Source organism: Vibrio sp. 10N.261.51.A4 (genome assembly GCF_041471945.1).
Classification (GTDB): Bacteria; Pseudomonadota; Gammaproteobacteria; order Enterobacterales; family Vibrionaceae; genus Vibrio; species Vibrio crassostreae_C.
Window position 1 is genome coordinate 36547 of the sequence record NZ_JBFRPJ010000048.1, and the last position, 17708, is coordinate 54254.

A 17708-nucleotide genomic window follows, 5' to 3' on the forward strand; every position below is an offset into this window, starting at 1 on the left:
GCTCATGATTCGAGATCAGTGCTCGTGAATCGCTTCCTTGCCACTTGGGTACGCTTTAGAACCCAGCACACCACCGTCGACCTCTTTACCATAGTAACCTTGGTGGTTGTGGTAACGCTTAGCATTGCCTGCAACATCACCCTTGTATCGTGGGTCTTGTGGGCGTTCATGACTGTTCACAAACGCGGCCACATCCCATGCATCCTGAATTGAAAGCTGTTGGCTCTTTCCAAGCGGCATGTTTTCATAGATGAAGTACGCGGCGGTGTTCACTCGGTGCATACCTGCGCCCCAGTTGAATGAGTTTTCGCCCCAAAGTGGTGGCAGGTATGAGCGACCATCAGCCCCTTTAATTCCTTCTCCATTTTGACCATGACAGGTTTGGCAGCTGGTTTGGTAAACCTTTTCACCACGCGCTATCGACGGCTCTTGTTCAGGGTTAGCAATCTTAGGGTAGCCACGACCGGCCAACTTGCTTCTGTCATCAATTGGGTATTTGCTTAGCAGCTCTTCAGGAAGAGGGAAGCTTTCCGCTTTTCCTCCGACTTGTAAATCTGCATCGCTGATCTCAGGGACGGGCGTGTCTTGCATGCCGTTCTTATCTAAGATGCCACCCATCGCCAACCAGTATGAGTAGGCCGTAAGCGCGACCATCTCTTTTGAGCCTACTGCTGGTGGTAAGCCATTCATTGAGTAGGTGAAGCAACCTTGGATACGTTCTGCGTAGCTGTTTACCTTGTCGTTCTTGGAACGATACGCAGGGTAGGCCATGTACGCACCCCAAAGAGGTGCTGCGTTAGGCTTCATGCCCGCTTGCATGTGACAGTTTACACAGTTTTGTTCATTGCCTACGAACGTACCACGCATCTGTTGTGAATCGACAAACAGCGAGTAACCCAATTTTACTTTGTCGCCAAATTCCCCTGCAGGGATATCAACCAAGCCTCGTGGTACCAGATATTTGTTATCTTGAGGCTTCTCAACGGCTGGCAGTTCGGTTTGGCGATCGGGCAACTCAGCTTCGGCATAAGCGATTCCAGAGACAAGGGTTGCGGTAATTAAAAGTAATGTTTTCATGCGAGCCCTTTAGTATCGGAAAGAGGCGAAGTAGTAAGACAGGTTTTTGATCTCATCGTCGGTTAACTTGCCCGCGATATTACCCATCATGTTCAAATCATCACCCTTACGAGTGCCATTTTTCCAAGCGTTGAGCTGAGTTTGAATGTAGTCGGCATGCTGGCTTGCTAGGCGCGGGAATTTGTCTACGCCCATACCGCTTGGCCCATGACAGGTTGCACAGGCTGGAATGTTTCTATCCCAATCGCCTTGGAATACAAGTTTACGATAGGGGTTATCAATATCCGCTTGTGAGCCGCGCTGTTCTAAATCGCTGAATTCGTATGAAGGTAGTGAAGCAAAGTACTCTGCTACTTCACGACGAATAGCAGGATCAGACACACCATCCGCCATGCCCTTCATGATCGCGCTTTGACGCTCACCACTTGAGAACAGAACCAGTTGATGTTCTAGATAGTCAGCATTGAGCCCTGCAAGCATAGGGGCAATGTTGGGCATGCCTTTACCGTCGGCTTGATGGCAGCCGCTACAAGTTTCAGCGGCTTCTGGCATTGGATTGGGTGCTGCTTGTGCAAAAGCGGATAAAGAAAGGCTTCCTAGAGCAGCGATGCAAAGCGTTAGAGTTTGAGTTTTAATTGTCAGCTTAGTCATGAGGCGTCGCTATTGGTTGTAATGCACGCATTTTCGACATAATTGGTTGTTCACGCTATTGTGGATTTCCACATTAATTCACTTGGAACTTGAGGTGAGTCTCACATTAATAACCTCAGTCACCATGATGGTATTGATGTGAACTTCTATAGGTTGATCCAACTGCCGTTTATGAAATGCAAGGGAACTGCCATGTTCGCCTCGGTATAACTGCTTGTTAAGGCTCTTTTATGGCACCGATTGTATAAGCATAGCTGCTTTATGGGTGTGGGCTAAAAAAGTTGTGGTGAAATGAAAATTACCTAATGGCTTTGGGTTGATTACTCTATCTAGAGCGGATGCTTTATCTAGATTGGGTACTTTATGTAGATTGGATGTTTATCCAAATAGGGTGCTTTTCTAGATCAAGGGGACGAAAAAGCAGAGCAACCTCGAATGACGAAGTTGCCCTGTTGTGTTCTCATCTGCAAATCAGATAAGGAAGTGTTTTGAATCAGTGATTAAGTTATAGCTTGCTGAGTTTAAGCTAGACCTTGTAGATCTTAGCCGGAAGCGCTTGCCTTGCTGCTGCCCCCACAACCCAATCCAACATCACGCCTTTTCCTTCTCTCGTCGGGTCAATCAAGCCTATATCATTGATGTTAACGCCATCGTTCGACTTCATCTTCACTGGTTGTTGTGTGTCACCAATCCAGTGTGCTCGTTCACCGAGCTCTTTGTGTCCAAAGCCGTGTTCAAAGCCTAATGTGCCTTGTTTGATGCCATCAATCACCATCGCCAACGCGTGTGTGGTTGAACTCGGTGTTTCAATGGCAAATACGTCACCAGTTTTGATACCCGCAGAAGAGGCGTCTTGCGGGTGAATGTAAACAGGGTTTACTCCTTTAATAGATTCCAAGCGTGGTGACAAATTCGATACCGCACTGTGAATGTTGGACTTAAAGTTGGTTAGGGTGAACGGCCACTCTTTTGCTGGGAACTGCTCTGCCAAAGGTGTGCCGTCTGCAAGCTTTTGTGGATACCATGTCGGGCAACCCATGTACTGCTCACCACTGATGGTGTTGCGAGAAGTACCGAGCTTTTCATTCCAGATTGCCAGTGGTTTGGTCCATTTGTACTTCATGGTTTCATTGGTGTAGGCATTGGTGGCGTCTTCGAAACGACCGCCACGCGCAAAGATATACGCTACCTTGAGCATCTCTTCAGGCTTGAGTGTTTTGTTCATCACAGGCACTAGGCGTTCTAGACCAGACCAAACAATATCTTCCGCATCGACATTCGGCACGCCACCTTTTACGAACGCTAAGTTAGCAGCCGAGCGCAGGTAGAAGTCTTCAGCGCTATGAATACCGTGCCAGTTGCCTTGATTGTCTTTGATTACGTTGTCTCCGAAGCCACCTAAGCCCAGTGTTTTCGCCAGATCAATAAAGAAGTTTTCTAGGTTGATGGCACGTCCGTCTTGAGTGCGTGAGGTTTTAGGCTCAATAATCGGCCAGCGAGCAGTGATCGCTTTGGTCGCGACACCATGCCAAGGTGTTGCCATGCCCCAGCTTTCGTAGGTCACTGTGTCTGGCACGAGGTAATCCGATAACGCGGTGGTCTCATTGATGAAGGCATCGATAGACACGATCAAGCCAAGCTGTTTTGGATCTTTAAGCTTTTCACCCAGCAAGTTGTCTAAACCCGGAACACCATAAAGTGGGTTCGCCATGTGGTTGATCCATGCCTTTGCGCGGTAAGGATAGCCATCAATCGCAGCTGATAAGTGCTCGGTTAACAGCGGCGCTGAGATTGGGTACCACGGCGCTCGCGTTGGGTAAGGTGACTCGCCTGCGGCAACGCGACGTTTGTATTCGCTGGTCTTGTGATATGGGAATTTGCTGCGAGATAAGAACACGCCTTGAGGCTTAGTCTTGCCTTTGAACTTGGTAAAGTCATAACGTGGGCCAGCAACCGAAGTTGGGTAGCCGCCCGCTTTCGCCATCGCCCCGCCTTTTGCATTGATGTTACCAATCAGCGCGTTTAGCATTAGGATAGAGAACGAGTTGTAGAAGCCGTTGGTGTGCATGTTGCCACCATGAGTATCAACAACTGCTTTCGTTCCGTAGCTGGTGAAGCGTTTCGCCAGTGCAATAATCTGGTCTTGTGGAATCTCACACTGCTCGCTGTAGTAAGCAAGGTCATATTTGAAGGCTTCTTCCTTCAATCTTTGTAGAGAAGATTTCACACGAACGGTTTGACCATCAATTTCTACGTCTTGATCGACGAACAGAGCCGCTTCATTCACCTGAATATGCGATGATAATAGTGACGTTGTCACATCTAGTGCGATAAATCCATCATCGTCAGACATCGGTTCGCCTGTTTCTAGCAAACCCACATCCGATGCGCGAAGCATACGCCCGTTTTGTGGGTGTGCTTCGTCACTGATTACAAGGTGTGAAGCATTACACCAATGCGTGGTGCCTGCTTTTTGCATCGCTTGCGTACTTGGGCGAGACAAGAAGTCGTGATTGTAGCGTTGGTTCTCGATGATCCATTGGATCATGCCCAATACTAATGCTGAATCGGTGCCAGGTTTGATCGGTAGCCAGTTGTTGCGATCGCCCGCAGCAAGGCTTGAAGATCCTGCAGGAAGGCTCGGAGTCACTATGGTGTAGCTCAGTTTTCCGTTGGTACGAGCCTCAGCCAATTGTCTTGCTTGACGCTTGAACGGGTTACCCGCTTGAGCCGGAGACATACCGATGAAAAGAATGAACTCTGCGTTGTTGAAGTCGGGTTTTAAGTGCGAGAACTTGTCTAGATCGTTCATGATCGCACCTGAACCTGCACGGAATGCGTAGCCACAGTAAGAGCCGTGGTGACCGAAGTTTCGTGTACCATAGCTGTTGAATGCAAAGCGCTTCAAGATGTCATCACGGCCTTCATTACCAGCATTCGTCACCAACAATTGGTTGGCTTTGGGACCGTATTCAGGGTTGTTTGGATCAAGTGGTGTTTCGATATCGCGAATCGATCGTAAGCCTTCCACTTCGCCTTCACCGAACAAGTCACCACCTTCGGTGATCTCAGTGATTAGTTGCTCGTAGCTGATCGGTTCCCACTTGCCTTCACCACGTTTACCGACACGTTTGAGCGGTTGAGTGATTCGGTATGGGCTGTTTTGAATCTCTAACATGCCATTACCACGGGCGCAGGCTGTCGAACGATTATTGATACCGGATTCTCCAGACAAGCCAATGTAGGCGTCTTTTACCGGTGTTTTGAACGGGATTTGCTGATCACTTGATAGCGGATGGTAGGGATTGCCCGAGATACGCAAAATTTCGTCATTGCGATTATCGATACGTACACGCAAGCCACACAGTGTCCAACAACCGAAACACATTGATGGTGCTACGCGCTGATTTGGATTCGGCGAGATCTTATCTTGTTCATCGACACTGTATTCCGTCTCTAACGAATTACCGTGGTGGATGTGGTTGGTTTTCTTACCCGCGGTGCCATCAAGAGCACCGTGAACCATGTGTTTTGTGGTTGTCGCATAACCTGCAGCAAAAGCTCCAACACCACCGGCAGCAAGGCCTGCTTTTAAAAATTGACGACGTTTGTTATCCATGATGATTCCCCAGACTACAAGCTATGTGAGCGGTTAAGTGGTGAAGGTGTATTTTGGTTTGGCTTCGATGTTGTCTTTGGTGCAGAACCAGTAGACACGATCTCAGAGGCGAACAACGCAAGTGCTAACCAAAGACCACACATACCAACAATGCCGAGTAATCCTGCGCTACCCATCGGCAGTTCATAAGGGAATGGGCCAACATCGAAACGTGGAATGGTTTGAACTTCCATCATGGTGACCCAACGTACCGCCCATGCAGAAACTATGGTCGCAAGCGCAACACAGATAATTCCTAGCTTACTTTGCGATAGGCGTTGCAGTGGTAGAACCAAGATCATGCACAGCAAAATGCTGGTGGTCATGATGCCTAAATTGATGCCCCAAGCGTCATTCTCATACAGGCTGAAGTGACCATGGTTAGATGCCCAAATCGACGTGAGAATGATGGCAAGGCCACCCGTTAAGGTAATGGTTCTTTGTATCAGAGCTAGGTCTGTTGGTTTTAAGCTTGGCTTGCTTGAAGGCAGAAGAGCCCAAATCAACAGCGTTAAACCCGTTGCAGCAAAGAATGCAGTAGTGAACCAAAGTAGTGGAGAAGCCGGTTGATGCCAAAGCGGTCGGCTCGCCAAAATCGCAATCTCTGCGCCTGTATAAAGCGCGATGCTTAGGCCCGAAATAGCCGTCACAGCAGCGAGTGCAATCATCAGCTTTGATGATATTTGCCATTTACCTAGCGTCAGCCAAGACAAACGTTTTAGAAGTGGGTTTTCACTCTCTTTGAGCTGTGCGATGTCATCACGCAGGTAAACCCAAGCAGTCGCAACAGCCAGACCAGAAAACAAAGGTAGAAACAGAGAGCCCAATGACATCCATGACCAAGGTGTGATGTGAGCGTAGAAGTGCCACGCACGGCCAGGTTGGTGTAAGTCACCGGTTAGCGCCAGTGGGCCAACAATCGCGCCGATGGCCATCACAAGCACAAGGGCAGAACGAAATTGGTGGCTGGTTGAGTTCTTGAATATCAGTGCAATCAAAAACAGAATAGCGGCCGCGTAAGCCGAACCAATGTAGAAGAAATATTGAACCGCCCACGGTAGCCAAGCGATCTCTTGAGCGGGAACTAACACCTCAGTGATATTCATGCTGTCTCTCCTTGTTTGCCTTGTGTCGCGATTGCCAATTCTTGTTTGCTAGAGGATGAGTTATCGATGGCGGCTGGATCATAAATCGCAGGTTGGCCTTCAATGTGGCTAACGAATCGCTCATTCATGCCGATATAGAAAACATGTGGGTTGGTATTCTGCTCTGGTTTAAGCACTTTTATGTCGTCTTGGTTTTCATTGAGCAGGCGGTTAATTTCGCTGTTTGGGTCTTTGAGGTCACCAATCACACGAGCACCACCAACACAGGTTTCGACACAAGCGGGCAGTAAACCGTCTTCAAGGCGGTGTGCACAGAAGGTGCATTTGTCTGCGGTAAGGGTGTCGTTGTTGATGAATCGAGCGTCGTAAGGGCAAGCTTGAACACAGTAAGCACAGGCTACGCAGCGTTCGTTGTCGACCATTACAATGCCGTCTTCACGTTGGAAGGTCGCTTGAACAGGACAAACCTTGATGCAGGGTGCGTTGTCACAGTGATTACATAGGCGAGGTAACATGAATGATTTCACGTCTTGCTGAGCTGTCGAACCATCATCAAGGGAGACTTCATATTGTTTTACGGTGGTTCTGAACTGGCCAATCGGCGCTTGGTTTTCAACGCTGCAGCCAACAGTGCATGCCTGACAGCCAACGCATTTACGTAAATCAATCGCCATCGCGTAGCGCTTGCCTACTTCGCCTTTGCGGTCAGGCTGGTTGTTATTGCGAATGGCTGTGCTCGCGACTGCGGTGTTGATTCCGGTAATGGGAATGAGCGCAGCGCCGGCGGAAACTTTACCAAATTGGCTGAGAAACCGTCTTTTCAATGAGTCCATAGAGGTACCTATAAATGGGTATTCGATCTGTTAGGCTCATTGTCAGTTTTTGACCGTTAACGGGGTATTGTGGATTTCCACATACCCAGATCAAAGTTGATCTAGAACAAATGTGGTTTTCGCTATCTAGCTGTTATGCTTTGTTTTAGAGGCTTATCTCAAGCGCTCTAAAGGGTGAGTTAAGCGTTGGACATGTCGTCAGCTTCAAGAAAAAGTGAAATGACGAGAGAATAAATCGAATAAACAATCTGCTTGGAGAAAGAGATTTCAGTGACAGTTCGAAACCTAATGACAGTCGTTAGCCTTTGTTGGCTGAGCCTAACCGCAGGAGTGTGTTTAGCGGCTCAATCAGAACAAGTGATAGCAGCCCCAAGCTCAAGCCCAAACCAAAACCAAAATACAGGTGAACCCGATCAGATTATCGAGGTTGGCGTGTTGGCGACCCGAGGAAAACTTGCGGCGCAGCAGCGTTGGCAGCCTACGATGGATTGGCTGTCTGAGCGTATTCCGGGTAAGCACTTTGTTCTCAAGCCTTTTAATTTGGAAGAGATGGCCGAAGCGGTGAAAGATGTGACGGTCGATTTCGTTATTACTAACCCAGGTCAGGCGGTTCGCTTAGGACGACAGTGCGCGCTTTCTTGGATGGCGACTATGACCAGTCATAACTTCGAAGAGCCAAGTTCTAACAATACCCGCAGCATTGGTTCTGCTTTAGTGGTAAGAAGAATGTCGCCCTATATCTCTTTCGAACAACTCAGTGGTAAGCCGATTGCAGCGGTCTCGGAAAATGCATTTGGTGGTTACTTAACAATGCGTTATCAAGTGATGCAAGAAGGGCTTAATCCCAACCACTTTTTTTCCAATACGCAGTTCTTAGGTTTCCCTATCGATGCCAGCTTGTACCAACTGCGAGAAGGACACATTGAAGCGGCTGTGGTGCCAGCTTGTTTGGTCGAGAGCATGATCAGTGAAGGCTTGCTGGTGGCGGGTCAGTATCGTGTTATCGGTAATCAAGCGCCTGAAGGTTTTCGATGCCAAGTGTCTACGCCTCTGTATTCCAACTGGTCGTTTGCTAAAACAGAGCGAGCCTCTTCGGCATTAGCTAAGCAAATGAGTCAGGTGCTGTTTTCAATGCCAAAAAGCAGTGTGCCAGCCGTTGCTGCGAATGCTTCGGGTTGGACGTCACCCACAAGCTTGCTCTCAATCGACAAGCTTTATCAGCAACTCGACATACACCCACTGCAACAACCTTGGTGGAAAGAAGCGTTAATCTGGCTTAAATACAATCAACAGTGGGCTTGGGCGTTCTTTATTTTTGTCGTGTTACTGAATGCTTACCACTTCTGGTTAGAGTACAAATTCAGCCGCAGTAAAAAACAGTTAGAAGCGACGCTACACAAGCTGAAAAGCAAGAGTGAACAGCTGGAACATTCGCAACGTATCGCGGTGGTTGGTGAACTGGGAAGCAGCTTGGCACACGAGATCAATCAACCTTTGGCGGCCATTCGCAACTACAGCGAAGGCGGCTTATTACGGATTTCGAAGAACAAACCATTGACCGATATTGAACCTGTGTTTGAGAAGATTCAGTCTCAAGTGGATCGTGCTGATGCGATCATTCAACGCTTAAGAAACATGATAAAGAAACGCTCATCAGATAAGTCTCAGACGGACATCGAGCAGTTACTCACAGACACCATTGAGCTGCTGCAATTTCGATTACAGAAACACAAGATAACCATTGAGCGCCACGCTGTAGGTAAGCCAATCCAACTGCATGTCGATCCTGTGGGATTGCAGCAAGTGATTGTAAACCTGATCAACAATGCTACTGACGCGTGTAACGCACAACAACACCGCGAACAAAGCGCTGCGTCTGATATTGATAACAAAAACAGCGAGCCACCAACAATTAAAGTGATTACCGAGTATCAACCGGATAAAATGATGCTGTCGGTTATCGATAACGGCACGGGTTTAGATTTCACCGAACAACAAGTCACTCAAGCCTTTGTGAGTAGCAAAGAAAATGGCTTGGGTTTAGGGCTTGCGATTTGCCAAGATGTGATTGAAGACCACAGTGGCCAAATGGCCATCAAATCATTGACTCCTCATGGCTGTCACGTCGCAGTGACGTTACCTTTTTCTCTTTCAAATGATTCATAAGGAATCTTGTTATGTCTGAACTTCATCAAACGTTACCGGTCTATGTGGTTGATGACGATGAGTCGATGCGTGACTCATTGGTGTTCCTATTGGAAGAGCATGATTTTATGGTGTCAGCCTATGAAGATGGCCCAAGCTTTCTGGATTCAGTGGATTTGAGGGCGCCGGGGTGCGTGGTGTTAGACAGCCGAATGCCTGAAATGAGAGGGCAACAAGTTCATGAATTGATGGTGAAAGCGCAGAGCCCACTGTCGGTGATCTATCTGACGGGCCACGGCGATGTGCCAATGGCGGTAGAGGCTCTACAAGCCGGTGCGGTGAACTTCTTCCAAAAACCGGTTAAGGGCAGCGAATTGGCTCAGGCAATCAAACAAGGGCTAGAGGCTTCTGAAAAGCACTTACACATGAACGTGCATCGCCAAGCGTATGCGTCGTTAACTGAACGCGAAATAGACATACTAAAGCAGATCATTGATGGCAAACGTAACCAGAAAATTGCCGATGAATTATGTATCGCGATGAGAACGGTGGAAGTACATCGAGCGAGTTTGATGAAGAAGTTTTCGGCGAAGACGGTTGCCGAGTTGGCTTACATATACGGTCAATTGACCTAGGCATAGAGCTATTTCTGTATGCCATTTGAACTAAAGCTGTATGAAGGTTGTACGAAACTATTGATTGGAAAACATCAAGTTCGTCACCAAGCTTTAGGACTTTCCTGATGAAAGGCAGCCTTCATCATTTATTTATATTGAAGCAAGATCACATCGTCTATGGACTGCATACGGATTGAAACCCCTAGGCTTCTTATCGCAATGTAATCCTGAGATACTGAACTAAGTTCATTTTAAGGCGGAACGTGCCAGTAACTGCACTTTTCCCTGTAATTCGAAACATAACATTCACTATGGGTAGAACACACTCTCAACGTCGAGTCTTGTATCTGCTGAGTTAGGTTAAAATATTCTATGAGTACAATGGGAATCGCAATTGGTGCGACGGCTCTTTCGTTAATACTTGTGGCCGTATGGCTGGTTTCTTTGTCGTTAAGAAAGCAGCGAGTGGAACAAGAACGTAAAGCTCGTGCTGTCGCTTACCGGAAGGCGATTGAAAAAGCACGCATCCAAGAGCAAAAAGAGCGTAACTTCAAAGCCGAAACCGGCCATGTTCCATCGATTTTGTATTTGGCGAAAGAGGCTGAACGTAACAATATTAAGGAAGCCCTATATTGGTACGATAAAGCCGCGCATTTAGATAATGTCACCGGCATGTACGGCATTGTACGCATGAGTATGAAGCGTAAAGAAGACTTAATTTTAAGAGAAAAAGCCAACTTTTGGCAGCTCGCTATTTCAGCTTTAGATAACGATATGGTTGCGAAGTTTGAGATGGGTAAAGCGCTCGTTTTTGGTCGCGGAACCGATAAGAATATCCCCAAGGGTTATACCTACATCGAAGAGTCAGCGACGGGCGGAAACACCGAAGCGATGCTGTTTATGGGGGAGTGGTGTCTAGACAGAGAAAACCCAGATTACTCAGCCGAAAGCTCATTCGAGTGGTACCAAAAGGCCGCAGATAAAAACAACTTAGACGGAAAAATCAAACTAGGTTTGAGTTATTTGAATGGTGTTGGTGTGGAGCCCAATCATGGTGAGGCTGTTTACTGTTTTGAGACTGCCGCGGAAAAGAACAGTGCAGAAGCCATGTTTAGAGCCGGTGAAGCTTGGATTGACCATGGTGAACACGGTAATGCGATTGCCTATATTTGGTTGTTTTTGTCCGCTCATTTTGGTTATTCAGAAGCAAAACAGTTGAGGGATAAAGTTGGGGGTGAACTTGGGGTTGATGCTGTCGTAGGGTTGCAGGCTCTCACGAAACCAATCATGACCAAATTGACTCAAGAAGCCGTCACCAAACATTCGGTTATTAAGGCGTTGAATAAACTCTACAAACGTAACATCCCGATCCCTAAAAAGGTGAAAGAGGTTACTGAAGAAGAGGAAATTGACGAGTCGAATGTGCAAGGCAGCGATGTTGAAATGAGTTTCGAGATGAAAACCCCGAACTCCAACCCAGAGCACAACCAACAATATTCTCCAGAGCAACACGCAGCGTCCCAAACGGGTTCGGCTCAAAGCACAGATAATGCATCGTCACCAGCGCCTAGCAGTGCGTCTTTAGACTTTAGCCAAACCAATTGGAGTAACAAAAATTAAGTCAGTAGCTTGATGAGATGAGCGTTCGAGCGAGTTGAACTCTCATTTAGGTCAGCTCAGCTTATTTTAGTCACACTCCATTGGAGACGGGACACTCTGAGTTAGGAATGACAGGATCAAAAAAGGGAAGCGAATGCTTCCCTTTTTATTTGTGTGCTATTTGCTTTTAGAGCTTAGAGCTTAGAGCTTAGAGCTTAGAGCTAAAGCCTAATACCAAGAGCTGTTAAGCTTTGTTTTGCTCAGCTTTACATACAGCCGCAGTGAACACTACGTCAGTTGAGCTGTTAAGCGCTGTTTCAGCAGAATCTTGAATCACACCAATGATGAAACCAACCGCTACAACCTGCATCGCTACATCGTTTGAGATACCGAATAGGCCACAAGCTAGAGGAATCAGTAGCAGTGAACCACCGGCAACGCCTGATGCGCCACATGCTGAAATTGCAGCAACAAGGCTTAGTAGAATCGCAGTGAAGATATCAATCTCAATACCCATTGTGTGTACAGCTGCAAGCGTTAACACAGTGATGGTGATTGCAGCACCTGCCATGTTGATGGTTGCGCCTAGAGGGATTGATACAGAGTAAGTATCTTCATCTAGCTCTAGCTTCTTACAAAGGTTCATGTTCACTGGGATGTTTGCAGCGCTTGAACGAGTGAAGAATGCTGTTACACCAGATTCACGAATACATTGCAGTACAAGTGGGTATGGATTCTGTTTTGTCTTTACAAAGACAAGCAGTGGGTTAACGACAAGAGCAATGATCAGCATTGAGCTTAGTAGAACCGCTAGCAGTTGACCGTAGCTTGCTAATGCATCGAAGCCCGTTGTTGCGAATGTAGTCGAAACAAGGCCGAAGATACCGAATGGCGCAAGACGAATAATGAAGCGAACAATGTGTGAAACACTGTGGCTAAGGTCTTCGAAAACCGCTTTGGTTGTTGCAGATGCGTGGTGCAGTGCAAGACCAAGACCGATAGCCCAAGCAAGAATACCGATGTAGTTCGCGTTCATTAGTGCGCTAACTGGGTTATCTACAAGCTTGAATAGAAGCGTATGAAGAACTTCTGCAATACCTTGAGGAGGGTTAGCACCTTCAGCGCCAGCAACCAGTGTCAAAGTGGTTGGGAACATGAAGCTCAGTACTACAGCAGTCAGTGCTGCAGAGAACGTACCAATCAGGTAAAGCACAATGATTGGACGCATATGAGTATGCCGACCTTTCTTTTGGTTTGCGATAGAAGCTGCAACAAGAATGAATACTAAAATTGGGGCAACAGCTTTCAGAGCACCAACAAACAGACTACCTAATAGGCCTGCATCTTGAGCTGCTGAAGGAGAAACCATGGCGAGAACGACACCGAAAACAATACCAGCAAGGATCTGTAGAACGAGATTTCCACGAGCGATGCGGGCGAGCATGTTGTTATTTTGCATAAAATACCTGCAATTGTTAATTTATTATAGTGATGTATTTTTTATAAAGTTGTACCAAATCCAACTATACACTAGTGGAATGGGCGGTCATATTAGCGGGATCTAAGAGGGTGTCTAGGAATAGTTTACTTTTAGGGTGATTGTTTGCGTTGCGTGGTGTTTTTAGAGCTAAATGTTAAATTTTTGTGCTTTTGTTGAGGTGTAAGTCTGCTGAATAATGTTCCATTGGCTTAATGTTCTAGTATTTATGGTGTGTAAACCATTACTGATAAAAACATTGTGTTCGGAAATAGCTGCCTAAACTTGTATAGGTAAAAAAGCAACTTCAACAGACATCATAGACATCACCTGCTTTGCTTAATCTACGTTGGTGCATGACTTGCCATGTTTTGTCTTCATCTAATCTTTCTATCGGCATTCCCACCTACTTAAGCAGCGTTAGCTGTGAATTTCATCAGCTCTCCTTAATAGCGTCAGGCTACTGAACTTAATACCTTGCTACTTTGATATACCGCACACTTTATCTGGTAATTTATATCAACATGTTATTTTATATGACGTAATTTATCTAAAATTTCCGTTGTAAGTGGGTGGCATATATCCTGTGTTGGTCTTAATTTACAAGAGTATGAGCAATGAGTTTAATCAGTATCCCTTATGTAGAGACCTCTGCAGATACCGTTTTACATATAGCAGCCGCTATCGTGCTGATCAGCACCATAGCGGCTGGCCTGTTCGGTTTTTGGAAGCTTCACGAGATCCCTATTCAAAAGGCTCATAAGACTGACCACCATCAGATAGGGTTGATTACCGCGCTCACTTGGATTGGCTTCATTTGGCACTGGGTGTGGGTGCTCGCCATTATCATTGCGTTTGTAGATTTTGAAAAAGCCATTATCCGACTGCGTGATTTATGGAATTCTCCGGCTCAAGTTAATCAATCAGAGGATGTCTAAATGTTAGAAGGTTTAGCGGTTTGGTGTTTGTTCATCTATTTATTAAGACTTGTTGGCATGCCTTGGAACACAGGGACTAAAGCATTCGCTTATCTAGGAGGGAGTGGTTGGTTGTTATTTGTGTGGGTAGGATTAATTAACTATACACCAATGGATTTGTCGGGAGGCTCTGTGGTGCAGTCTCCTCACATTCAGCTTCGCCCAACCTCAACCAATGTCTCGGGCAAGGTCGATCAGATTTATATCACCCCGAACCAACGCATTGAGAAAGGGCAGTTAATCTATGAGATTGAAAACGAGCCTTATCAAATTGCTTATGAACAAGCGAAGATTTCGCGCGACTCGGCAAACGTAGCGGTTAGCACTGCGGCTGAAGAAGTAAAAATCGCTGAATCCAGCTATCAGGCAGCGTTACATGATTTTGAAATGACACAAAGTGAGCTTTCAGCTGCTCAGTCAAATAGAGACTTACAGAAAAGAACGTTGAAGCGTTATCTTGAACAAAACCGAGTCGTGCGTAATACGATCACTGAAAGCATGATTGATAACCAGCAAACGGTCGCCGATTCTGCTGTGTACACTGTGGCCAAGCTTGAGTCACAGCTGAGCAAAAAGAAATCTGATGTAGAGAAAGCCAAGCTACAAATAACCAAAGCGGAACTCTCGGTTGAATCCCGTCAGTCAGACTTTAACGAAACAATTCAGAAGGTGAATAAAGCGAAATGGGATCTTGATAGCACCAAGATTTATGCACCCGCTGATGGCTTTGTGACTAACTTTATTCTTCGTGAAGGTCAGCTTGTTTCTAGAGTTCCACGATTGCAGATGTACACCAACGAGAAATACGTATTGATGAGAGTGAATCATCAAGCGATTAGAAATGTTAAACCGGGTCAATTGGCTGAATTTACAACGCCAGTTTATCCAGGGAAAGTATTCACGGCAGAGGTTGAAGGTATTATTGAAGCAACCGGCGAAGCGCAAAGTAACTTGCTTGGCTTTGACCAGAATGTTCGCTCTACGACAGGCAAGAACCTACAAAACAAACATCACTTTGTTAGGTTGAAAGTCTTTGAACCTGAAGGCTATAGCGTACCAGTCGGCTCGGTTGGTTTAGCTTGGATTAGCGGAGAAAAGCCAACAGAGCTTATGGCGTTTCTTGATGTAATACGTGGAATCATTTTACGTATGAAGTCGCAGCTCTACTATTTCTACTCTTTCTAGAGCTAGAGCTAGAGCTAGAGCTAGAACTAGAGTTAATTCGGTTATTTAATTCCGAATTATTCAAAATAAGATTATTAATGAAATTACGGGCCACAGTCGTGGTCTGTAATTTTAATATGTTTGCTATTCAGTGAATATTTAATCGAAAGTCTAAATTTAACTGGAATATATTTATGCTATTCATATCTTCTGAAATAAAAAGATGCATTAAACCTATTATCTCTCTGTTGCTATTAACGAGCTTGGTGGGCTGTCAGGCGACTCAACGTCAGGACGCAACGACTGGTGAGATGGAAACGAATTCCACAACAAAAGGGACTGCGATTGGTTCTTTGTCTGGTGCTGCGATTGGTCTCCTGTCTGGAGATAATTCAAAAGAACGGAAAAAGAGAGCGTTAATTGGGGCAACGGCTGGCGGTCTCATCGGTGGAGGAGTCGGCTACTCACTGGATAAGCAAGAGGACGCTTTGCGTCAGGAGTTGCTAGATTCAGGCGTTCAAGTAAAGCGTGTTGGTGAAAATGAGTTAGTGTTGGTGATGGAAAACGGCATCGGTTTTCGCTCTGGTGAATACCTACTTGAAGCGACGGTATACAATTCATTGAATGGTGTTGCGAGAATATTGGTCGAGTACCCAGATTCGTATTTGCAGATCAAAGGCTATACCGACAGTACTGGCAATGATGCTTCTAATCAGCAGTTGTCTGAGAAACGTGCTGATTCAGTAAAAGCTTACTTAGTGAATCAAAAAGTGAAAGGTGGACGAATCAGTACCAGCGGCCTTGGTGAACGTTACCCTATTTGTGACAATGCAACCGAAGACGGAAGAGCCTGCAATCGCCGTGTCGAGATCAGTATCCAAGCCATCTAGCGAGGTGATGCAACCTTTCTCATCCGCAAGTAGAGACACTCTGCGGATGTTTTATTTTATTCCAATGATTTGAGATATTGCTTGGGTGTCATGCCTCGATGCTTCTTAAACATATGCGTAAAGCTATCGAGATGGTTATACCCTAAACTGCTTGCAACTTCTTCGACTGGTATTGATTGGCTTAGCATTTTGACCGCTTTGTTGCTTAAGACAAAACCACACATTTCGGTAAAGTTGTGGCCATATTTATGGAATCTACGTTGAAACTGCTGAATTGATAGGCCCAACAGGTTCGATACTCTTTCGAGTGTCGGTAAACCAAAATGACATGAGTAGTTGATGGCTTCATAAACTAACTTAGTGTCATCGCTAGGATCGGGCATGTCTAAACATCGGTCCAAATCCTCAAAATTCAGCGAAAAGGTTTGCTTGGTATCTTGATTATCAGCCAGGTTTGCCAAGCGTAAGCTGGAATGAAACCAGATCTCTGTTTGATGATGATTCCACGCGACCTCACAGCCAAAATAATCTTGATATAGTTTCTCATCCGCACGCTCTCCTGAAAGTAGTACGCGCATCGGAGCAAAGTCTGCCCCAAGGTATTTTTTCAATATTTTTGACATCAAAACAGCGACTCTAATACTGTCATGAACGTCTAAGTGTTCTGCGTCATACTGATTGTTGTAAGTCCACTTGATGATAGACCCCGCAGGTGCAGCAACCCAAAAAGCACCGGATTGAATACACCCCATGCCGTAATTTACCTTTCTTATCGTCGACATTAAGTCATGACCAGAGAACATCCATTGGCCTAATCCGCCCAAGTCTTCGACCCGGAAATGGCGCACAGCCTCGAGCATAAAGTTTGGATTTTTTGTATAGCATTCGAGTTCTTCATAAAGCTGAAATACCTCAGAAATGGGCAACAGGTTCATTGTGTGATTAAACGCGGATTGGGGAATTGTCTGTGGGGAGATTGGATCTGAATAATATTGATTACATACGTTGTAATACAAATTCATCAGGCTATTTACCCTTATAAAGTAAGTTGTGTTGATAGTCATTGATCCATCCAAACCTCTGTGAATTAGGTCATAAACATAGCATAAATGACGTAATTTAACGAGTTTTAACAGACCCCAACGATGTTAGTTAACATCAAATATATCGGTAAAGTAGTGGCGATAATATTAGTAATAATGGTGTTAACTACAATTATTGATAGCTGTAAATACTGAGTTGAGTAAACCCCAATACTATTTTTGAGAACCATAAATAAATTGGATGGAAATTTTTAATCATGGTTTCAGCGTCTTTTAACTTCAGAGAATTAAATAGAGATTAATTAATGACACATACTCCTAAGATAGAAAAAATTAGCGTGTTTGATCGTATTAACGCATCGGCACTGATGTTATTGACTTCTGAATATAAAAGCTTGGAGCAGTTGCGAAGAAAAAACGACTATCCAATGTTCCCAACATTTGAAACGACACCGGCTTTGTTGCGTAATT

Annotated in this window: 13 protein-coding genes; 6 read left to right on the forward strand and 7 right to left on the reverse strand. The window is 45.6% G+C overall.

The features are described from left to right. Positions 1-15: 15 nt before the first annotated feature. The 5 genes from AB4384_RS11565 to dsrO form a co-directional block, all read right to left on the reverse strand. Entirely contained in the window at positions 16-1077 is a 1062-nt protein-coding gene (locus AB4384_RS11565; protein WP_372129582.1) for a c-type cytochrome, read from the reverse strand. A 9-nt stretch (positions 1078-1086) separates the two neighbouring features. Beyond that, entirely contained in the window at positions 1087-1728 is a 642-nt protein-coding gene (locus tag AB4384_RS11570) for a c-type cytochrome (protein WP_231899626.1), read from the reverse strand. Positions 1729-2254: 526 nt separating this feature from the next. Continuing rightward, entirely contained in the window at positions 2255-5347 is a 3093-nt protein-coding gene (locus AB4384_RS11575; protein WP_372129583.1) for a tetrathionate reductase subunit A, read from the reverse strand. A 14-nt stretch (positions 5348-5361) separates the two neighbouring features. Beyond that, positions 5362-6492: an NrfD/PsrC family molybdoenzyme membrane anchor subunit gene (gene nrfD / locus AB4384_RS11580; protein ID WP_102394262.1), complete on the reverse strand. Its 1131-nt coding sequence runs from the start codon at positions 6490-6492 to the stop codon at positions 5362-5364. Next, on the reverse strand, positions 6489-7325 hold the full coding sequence (dsrO, locus tag AB4384_RS11585; RefSeq protein ID WP_102279811.1) for a sulfate reduction electron transfer complex DsrMKJOP subunit DsrO: 837 nt from the start codon (positions 7323-7325) through the stop codon (positions 6489-6491). Before dsrO ends, nrfD begins: the two co-directional genes overlap by 4 nt. A gap of 270 nt (positions 7326-7595) precedes the next feature. Between dsrO and AB4384_RS11590 the strand changes: the two genes are divergently transcribed. From AB4384_RS11590 to AB4384_RS11600, 3 genes are all read left to right on the forward strand, one after another. Then, positions 7596-9491 carry a PhnD/SsuA/transferrin family substrate-binding protein gene (locus AB4384_RS11590; protein ID WP_372129584.1) on the forward strand — a complete coding sequence of 632 codons (1896 nt, stop codon included), beginning with the start codon at positions 7596-7598 and terminating at the stop codon, positions 9489-9491. Positions 9492-9502: 11 nt separating this feature from the next. Then, on the forward strand, positions 9503-10105 hold the full coding sequence (locus AB4384_RS11595) for a response regulator transcription factor (protein ID WP_372129585.1): 603 nt from the start codon (positions 9503-9505) through the stop codon (positions 10103-10105). Between the two features lie 363 nt (positions 10106-10468). Further along, the gene (locus AB4384_RS11600) at positions 10469-11707 is read left to right on the forward strand and encodes a tetratricopeptide repeat protein (protein ID WP_102394265.1); all 1239 of its coding nucleotides are present in this window, start codon (positions 10469-10471) and stop codon (positions 11705-11707) included. Positions 11708-11930: 223 nt separating this feature from the next. Here the strand turns inward: AB4384_RS11600 and sstT are convergent, their stop codons facing one another. Continuing rightward, positions 11931-13145: a serine/threonine transporter SstT gene (sstT, locus tag AB4384_RS11605; protein ID WP_372129586.1), complete on the reverse strand. Its 1215-nt coding sequence runs from the start codon at positions 13143-13145 to the stop codon at positions 11931-11933. 635 nt (positions 13146-13780) lie between these two features. Between sstT and AB4384_RS11610 the strand changes: the two genes are divergently transcribed. The 3 genes from AB4384_RS11610 to AB4384_RS11620 all read left to right on the forward strand — a co-directional run bounded on the left by AB4384_RS11610 (position 13781) and on the right by AB4384_RS11620 (position 16194). Beyond that, positions 13781-14101 (forward strand): hypothetical protein, encoded by a 321-nt coding sequence (locus tag AB4384_RS11610; RefSeq protein WP_017072398.1) that lies wholly within the window; start codon positions 13781-13783, stop codon positions 14099-14101. Further along, positions 14102-15325 carry an HlyD family secretion protein gene (locus tag AB4384_RS11615; RefSeq protein WP_017081815.1) on the forward strand — a complete coding sequence of 408 codons (1224 nt, stop codon included), beginning with the start codon at positions 14102-14104 and terminating at the stop codon, positions 15323-15325. Positions 15326-15531: 206 nt separating this feature from the next. Beyond that, on the forward strand, positions 15532-16194 hold the full coding sequence (locus tag AB4384_RS11620; RefSeq protein ID WP_170967992.1) for an OmpA family protein: 663 nt from the start codon (positions 15532-15534) through the stop codon (positions 16192-16194). Positions 16195-16250: 56 nt separating this feature from the next. Here AB4384_RS11620 and AB4384_RS11625 read toward each other — a convergent pair whose 3' ends face one another. Beyond that, positions 16251-17258, reverse strand: coding sequence for a helix-turn-helix domain-containing protein (locus tag AB4384_RS11625; protein WP_372129587.1), 1008 nt, complete (start codon positions 17256-17258; stop codon positions 16251-16253). Positions 17259-17708 lie beyond the last annotated feature (450 nt).

Excerpts from the sequence above, each read along its gene's own strand:
- AB4384_RS11565 (WP_372129582.1), bottom strand. The coding sequence starts at position 1,077 with ATGAAAACATTACTTTTAATTACCGCAACCCTTGTCTCTGGAATCGCT.
- nrfD (WP_102394262.1), bottom strand. The coding sequence starts at position 6,492 with ATGAATATCACTGAGGTGTTAGTTCCCGCTCAAGAGATCGCTTGGCTA.
- AB4384_RS11570 (WP_231899626.1), bottom strand. The coding sequence starts at position 1,728 with ATGACTAAGCTGACAATTAAAACTCAAACTCTAACGCTTTGCATCGCT.
- AB4384_RS11625 (WP_372129587.1), bottom strand. The coding sequence starts at position 17,258 with ATGACTATCAACACAACTTACTTTATAAGGGTAAATAGCCTGATGAAT.
- AB4384_RS11600 (WP_102394265.1), top strand. The coding sequence starts at position 10,469 with ATGGGAATCGCAATTGGTGCGACGGCTCTTTCGTTAATACTTGTGGCC.
- AB4384_RS11610 (WP_017072398.1), top strand. The coding sequence starts at position 13,781 with ATGAGTTTAATCAGTATCCCTTATGTAGAGACCTCTGCAGATACCGTT.
- AB4384_RS11595 (WP_372129585.1), top strand. The coding sequence starts at position 9,503 with ATGTCTGAACTTCATCAAACGTTACCGGTCTATGTGGTTGATGACGAT.
- AB4384_RS11615 (WP_017081815.1), top strand. The coding sequence starts at position 14,102 with ATGTTAGAAGGTTTAGCGGTTTGGTGTTTGTTCATCTATTTATTAAGA.
- AB4384_RS11575 (WP_372129583.1), bottom strand. The coding sequence starts at position 5,347 with ATGGATAACAAACGTCGTCAATTTTTAAAAGCAGGCCTTGCTGCCGGT.
- sstT (WP_372129586.1), bottom strand. The coding sequence starts at position 13,145 with ATGCAAAATAACAACATGCTCGCCCGCATCGCTCGTGGAAATCTCGTT.
- dsrO (WP_102279811.1), bottom strand. The coding sequence starts at position 7,325 with ATGGACTCATTGAAAAGACGGTTTCTCAGCCAATTTGGTAAAGTTTCC.